The following is a 5,878-nucleotide window of genomic DNA, read 5'->3' as shown; positions in this document are numbered from 1 at the left end:
GACCGTCTCGGGGCGCAGCTCGCCGCCTTCGGAGGCGGCGTCGCCGAAGGCGAGCATCACGGCGCCGACCGCGAGGCGCGCGGTTCCGGCATCCGCCCGCTGCTCGACCAGCGTGAACAGGTCGCTGCGGTGCTTGCTGCCCCACTCCATGAGGGTCGAGGCGAGCTCCGGATGCCGCTTCACGATGCCGTGCTTGTGCTTGGGCGGAATCGCCTCGCCGTACCCGGTGATGAGATTCACCAGGTCGTCGATGAGCGTGCCGGTGCCGTGCAGGAAGCGCTCGCGGTCGTCATCCGAGATCATCATGGCCGTCAGGCCCAGGATCGCGAAGTTCTTGCTCGGGAAGTAGTTGAAGAACGTACGCACCGAGACGTCCGCCGCGGCGCAGATCTCCTCCACGGTCGTCTCGGCGATGCCCTGGGCGTCGGCGAGTTCGACGGCGGCGGTGTGGATGCGGTCACGGGTCTCGCGCTTCTTGCGCTCGCGAAGGGAATCCGGTTGCACGTTGGTCATCATCATGTCCGTTCTGGGGGTGTGCACCGGCCGGACGGATCCGGCCGGTGCACCTCCTATTCTGGCCCCCGGATTCAGGCCTTCACCTGCTCCTCGAGCTCGGCGATGACCTCGTCATCGGACTTGGCGTTCTCTGCGGCGTGCTCGTCCGCCCGCTCCTGCAGCGCGGACCGCTGACGCAGCGGCGGCGCCTTGAAGAAGAACGACAGCACGAACGCGACGAGCATCACGATCAGACCCGTCCAGTAGACGACGCCCGTCGAGGTGGTGAAGCCGGTGAGGAACTGCACGGTCAGCGGCTTGTCGGCTCCGTTCAGGAACGACGTGTCGCTCATGCTCGAGCTGTCGGACGAGCTGTTGGCGCTGGTGTCCTTCAGCTTCTTCTCGATGGTCGGCTCGACCTTGTCGACGACCGCCTTGCGCTGGTCGGCGTTCGTGTAGTCCACGGCGAGCGTGCCGCCGAGGACGGAGACGCCGGCCTTGTCCGCAGCCTGCTGCAGCGCGGCGGACGTGGCATCCGGCAGCGCCGCGGCGACCTGCTGCGCGATGATCTGACCGGCCGCCGCCTGCGGCACGACGCCCGCTGCGACCTGCTGGTCGACGGCCGCGGTCACCTTCTGCGTCACGCCGGCCTTGACGGCGGCGGTGATCTGCACGGTGGCCTTGTCGAGACCCTCCTGCGTGCCCTTCTCGATGGGGCCGACGATCTTCGACCACACCTGGTCCATGACGCCCGTGTTCTGCGCCTTGTCGGCGACGGCGGGGTTCATCGCGGCATCCAGCGCCGCGGTCAGCTGCGCCTTGTCGACCATGGCCGTGTTGATGTGCGCGGGCATCACCGAGAACAGCACCGACAGCAGCACCGCGGTGCCGAGCGTGCCGCCGATCTGACGGAAGAACGTCGCTGCGCTGGTCGCCACGCCCATGTCCTGCGGCTGCACAGCACCCTGCGTGGCGAGCATCAGCGACTGCATGATCATGCCGAGACCCAGGCCGACGAAGATCATGATGCCGGCGAGCAGCCAGATCGACGAGTCCACCTTGAGGGTCGTCAGCAGCAGGTAGCCGATCGTGACGAGGCCGGTGCCGATCGTCGGGAACCAGCGGTACTTGCCGGTGCGGGCGATGAACTGGCCGGACCCGATCGAGGCGAGCATGAGGCCGAGCACCATCGGGAGCATCGCGAACCCGGACTGCGTCGGGTCGAGGCCGACGACGATCTGCAGGTACAGCGGGATGGTGAGCATCGCGCCGAACATGCCGAACCCGACGAGGAAGCCGAGCAGGGTCGCCATCGAGAACGAGCTCGAACGGAAGAGCTTCATCGGGATGATGGCATCCTGACCCATCCGCCACTCGATGAGCAGGAACGCGACGAGCCCCAGGCCGCCGATCGCGTAGCAGGCGATCGCGCCGGCGGAGGTCCAGCCCCACTCGCGACCCTGCTCGGCGACGAGCAGGAACGGCACGAGCGCGACGATGACCGCGGCGGCGCCGAACCAGTCGATGCGGGGCTTCGCGCGCTCGCCGATCTTCGGCAGGTGCAGGAACGCGAACACCATGCAGATCGCGATGATGCCGATCGGGACGTTCACGAGGAACACCCAGCGCCAGCCGTCGACCCACAGGATCTGGTGGGCACCGGCGAAGACGCCGCCGATGAGCGGGCCGACGACGGACGAGATGCCGAAGACGGCCAGGAAGAAGCCCTGGTACTTGGCGCGCTCGCGCGGAGCGAGCATGTCGCCCATGATCGCCATCGGCAGCGACATCAGCGCGCCGGCGCCGATGCCCTGGAACGCGCGGAAGGCGGCGAGCTCGATCATCGACGTGGAGAAGCTGGACAGCAGCGACCCGACGATGAACACGGCGATGCCGAAGAGGTAGAGGGGGCGACGGCCGAAGACGTCGGAGAGCTTGCCGTAGATCGGCACCATGATCGTCGAGGTGATCATGTAGGCGGTGGTCACCCACGCCTGCTGGTCGAGGCCGTGCAGGTCGTCGCCGATGGTGCGGATGGCGGTCGACACGATCGTCTGGTCGAGCGACGCGAGGAACATGCCGGCCATGAGACCGACGATCACGAGCATGATCTGCCGCGGCGTCATGATCGGAGACCCGTGCGTGCGACGGGTTGCGCCCACGGTCGGCGTGGGTGCGGTGGCGGTTGAAGACATCAGCTTCCTTCTGAAGATTGCGTTCCTACATCATTGCACATCTGCATCTTTCTAACAAGTGCAATTTTTCCTCTCTGCAGGATTGCCAGGATGAAAGTTCCGCGGCATCCGGATGTCACGCCCCTAGGCTGGGCATCGAGTCCTGGGGGTGCGACATGACCGGTTCCGACGGCCGCCTGCGGTTCGACCACGACGCGGTCCACCGCGCCGACGAGCTGCGCGACGCCGGCCGCGCCGCCCGGCGACGGATGCCGCGCTCGGCGCACGCCGCCTTCGCTCCCCCTGCGGATCGGGACCCCGTCGGCATCCTGCGTCGCCAGCACGCGCACCGCGTGCCCGAACTCGTGCCGCTACGGCTGGAACGGATGACGGCGAATCCGTTCGCGTTCTACCGGGGATCGGCGGCCATCCAGGCCGCGGATCTGCGCGACGCCCCGCGCACCGGAGCGGACGTCACGATCTGCGGCGACGCGCACGTGGCCAACTTCGGCATCTACGCCTCACCCGAACGGCGGCTGGTGTTCGACCTCAACGACTTCGACGAGGCCGCGTACGGGCCCTGGGAGTGGGACGTCAAGCGGTTCGTCACGAGCGTCGTGCTCGCCGGGCGCCATCGCGGGTTCGCCCCGGACGACGTGGTCACCGCGGCACGCGAGGCCGCCGCCGCGTACCGCGTCGGCATCCGCCAGTTCACGCGCCTCGGCGCCCTCGACCGGTTCTATCTGCAGGCGGACGTGCGCCGCGGCCCGCGCAGCGGCGGGGCCTCGTCGCAGAAGGCCCTCGACCGCGCGATCAAAGCGGCGGGGCGGCGCACAGCCGACCGGGTCGTCCGCAAGATCACCACGACCGCCCCCGACGGCACGACCACGATCGCGGAGAATCCCCCGGTGCTCACGCACGTTCCCGAGGCGACCGAGCGGCGCGTGCTCGAGATCGCGCGCACCTATCTGGCGACGGTGCCGTCCGACATCGCCGTGCTGCTGTCGCAGTACGTCCCGACGGATGCCGTGCGTCGCGTGGTCGGGGTCGGCAGCGTCGGGACGCGCTGCTACATCATCGTGCTGTCCGGCCCGGCCGGAGAGTCGCTGGTGCTGCAGGTGAAGGAGGCGTGCGAGTCGGTCGCGGTCGAGTTCGGCGGAGCATCCCGCGCCCTCTCCCCCGCCGTGGTGGCACCGGTCGCGAAGGACGAGCACGGGCACCGGGTCGTCGCGAACCAGCGCGTGCTGCAGTCGGTGAGCGACCCGTTCCTCGGCTGGGTGCGCCAGGACGGCCATGCGTTCTACATCCGGCAGTTCCGCGACCTGAACGCGTCGATCGACACCGAGACGCTCGGCCGGCGCGCGTTCGGCGACTACGTCGACGCCTGCGGCACCGTGCTCGCCCGCGCCCACGCGCAGTCACCGAATGCCCCGTTCATCGCCGGATACCTCGGCGGCGGGACCGTGTTCGACGAGGCGGTCACGGCGTGGAGCATCGCGTACGCCGACCAGGCGGCCGCGGACTTCGAGACGATGCGGCGGGCCGTGGCCGACGGGACGCTCTGAGCCCGGCACCGCGGCGCGGGGCGTCGGGTCTACGCTGGCGCCATGGCCGCCCGCTTCGTGTACTGGATGAACGTGTCGCTCGACGGGATGATCGAGCGCCCGGGCCCGCAGGCCGGCGACGACGGCTGGCTGCGCATCGGCGAACCCCTGCATCGCGAGTTCAACGCCCGCGCCCGGGCGCTGTCGATGTCGGTCGAGGGCCGTGTCATCTACGAGATGATGGAGGACTACTGGCCCGCCGCCCGCGACGACGAGTCGCTCGAGGACGTGCTGCGCGAGTACGGCGGCATCTGGACCGACATGCCGAAGATCCTCGTGTCGCGCACCCGCACCACGGCCGGCCACAACACGGAGGTGTACGGCGAGGATGCCCTCGAGCGCCTCGCCGCGCTGCGCGCCGACACGGACGGGGACATCGGCGTCGGCGGGGCGACCCTCGCCACGCAGCTGATGCGGGAGGGGCTCCTCGACGAGCTGCTGCTGTTCGTGCACCCCGTGGTGCTCGGCAGCGGACGTCCGCTGTTCGACGTCGTGCCCGAGCCCCTGCAACTCGACCTCATCGAGGCGCGCGAGTACGACGACAGCGTGGGGCTGCGCCGCTACGCCGTCCGCGGCGCGCGCTGAGCGGGATTCCGCTACGCGACGATGTGGTCGAGGCGCAGGATGACGATCTCGAGAAGACGCGCGAGCTCGTCGCGGTCGGCGTCGGTGAGGTCCTGAAGCACGTCGGACTCCACGACGTTGGAGCTGCGGATCGCGGAGGTGAACAGCTTCCAGCCGGCATCCGTGAGACCGACGAGCACGCGCGTGCGGTTCTCCGCGTCGGGGGTCCGCTCGATGAGACCGCGCTCGGCGAGCCGGTCGAGCCGGTGCGTCATGGATGACGGCGCGACGCTCGTCAGCTCGGCGAGGTAGCCCGGGGTCAGCGGCTCGCCGGCCCGGGCGATGCCCGCGATGACCCCCCACTCGCCGGCCGTGAGCTCGAGGTCCGCGAGCTGGCGCGCGTACCACTGGTCGAGCTTGCGGTTCATGCTCTGCGCCGCGGTGATCACCCGCTGCACCGACTCGTCACCGCCCGCGGCGACGTAGGCATCCACCGCGCGCCGGTACTCGTCGCGCGCGCTGGGTTTTCGACCGGCCATACGGGAATTCTCCCACGTCTCTTTCTGTTGCTAATATTTCGATGTCGAAATATTCGACATCGAAATCATCACGGCGCACCCGCCGGTACCCGAAGGAGGCTCTCCATGCGTGCACGTCTGCTCATCGTCGCATCCGCGATCGGCTCCCTCGGATGGGGTGCCGTGCTCCCCTACCAGTACGCGTACGCCGCCGATACGCGCGGCTGGGGCACGCTCGTCGCGGCCCTGGCATCCTCGCTCTTCTCGGTGGGCGCCCTCGTGGCCGCGCCGCTCGCCGGCCGGCTCGCCGACCGCGTCAACCCGGTGCTCGTGGCCGTCGCCGCGCAGCTGCTGGGCGCGGCCGCCGTCGGATCGCTCGTCTTCGTCGGCACGCCGTCGCTGTTCCTCGCGGGCATGCTCGTGTTCGGCCTGGGCCTGGCCGCCGCGGTGCCCGCCAAGCAGGTGCTCGCGCTGCAGTGGTCCTCCGGCGACGACCGCCGCCGCATCTTCGCGTACAAGTTCA

At 69.4% G+C, this 5,878-nt stretch carries 6 protein-coding genes; 3 read left to right on the top strand and 3 right to left on the bottom strand.

Annotated elements, in window-relative coordinates; all coding sequences use genetic code 11:
- On the bottom strand, positions 1–504 hold a 504-nt coding region (locus VJR25_RS14980; protein WP_324116423.1), incomplete at its 3' end, for a TetR/AcrR family transcriptional regulator.
- An 83-nt stretch (positions 505–587) separates the two neighbouring features.
- Positions 588–2,690 (bottom strand): MDR family MFS transporter, encoded by a 2,103-nt coding sequence (locus VJR25_RS14975; protein ID WP_414683801.1) that lies wholly within the window; start codon positions 2,688–2,690, stop codon positions 588–590.
- A 155-nt stretch (positions 2,691–2,845) separates the two neighbouring features.
- On the opposite strand from VJR25_RS14975, the gene VJR25_RS14970 reads away from it, so the two are divergent.
- Both VJR25_RS14970 and VJR25_RS14965 read left to right on the top strand, forming a co-directional pair.
- Entirely contained in the window at positions 2,846–4,234 is a 1,389-nt protein-coding gene (locus tag VJR25_RS14970) for a DUF2252 domain-containing protein (protein WP_324116422.1), read from the top strand.
- A 42-nt stretch (positions 4,235–4,276) separates the two neighbouring features.
- On the top strand, positions 4,277–4,858 hold the full coding sequence (locus VJR25_RS14965) for a dihydrofolate reductase family protein (RefSeq protein WP_324116420.1): 582 nt from the start codon (positions 4,277–4,279) through the stop codon (positions 4,856–4,858).
- Between the two features lie 11 nt (positions 4,859–4,869).
- Here VJR25_RS14965 and VJR25_RS14960 read toward each other — a convergent pair whose 3' ends face one another.
- A complete protein-coding gene (locus VJR25_RS14960) occupies positions 4,870–5,376 on the bottom strand; it encodes a MarR family transcriptional regulator (protein WP_324116418.1) in 507 nt (168 codons plus the stop codon).
- A gap of 105 nt (positions 5,377–5,481) precedes the next feature.
- Between VJR25_RS14960 and VJR25_RS14955 the strand changes: the two genes are divergently transcribed.
- A partial coding sequence (locus VJR25_RS14955; protein WP_324116417.1) for an MFS transporter occupies positions 5,482–5,878 on the top strand: 397 nt, incomplete at its 3' end.

Source organism: Microbacterium sp. (assembly GCF_035277845.1).
Taxonomy (GTDB): domain Bacteria; phylum Actinomycetota; class Actinomycetes; order Actinomycetales; family Microbacteriaceae; genus Microbacterium.
This window is presented reverse-complemented; position numbering and strand designations above follow the sequence as displayed.

Excerpts from the sequence above, each read along its gene's own strand:
- VJR25_RS14975 (WP_414683801.1), bottom strand. The coding sequence starts at position 2,690 with ATGTCTTCAACCGCCACCGCACCCACGCCGACCGTGGGCGCAACCCGT.
- VJR25_RS14970 (WP_324116422.1), top strand. The coding sequence starts at position 2,846 with ATGACCGGTTCCGACGGCCGCCTGCGGTTCGACCACGACGCGGTCCAC.
- VJR25_RS14965 (WP_324116420.1), top strand. The coding sequence starts at position 4,277 with ATGGCCGCCCGCTTCGTGTACTGGATGAACGTGTCGCTCGACGGGATG.
- VJR25_RS14960 (WP_324116418.1), bottom strand. The coding sequence starts at position 5,376 with ATGGCCGGTCGAAAACCCAGCGCGCGCGACGAGTACCGGCGCGCGGTG.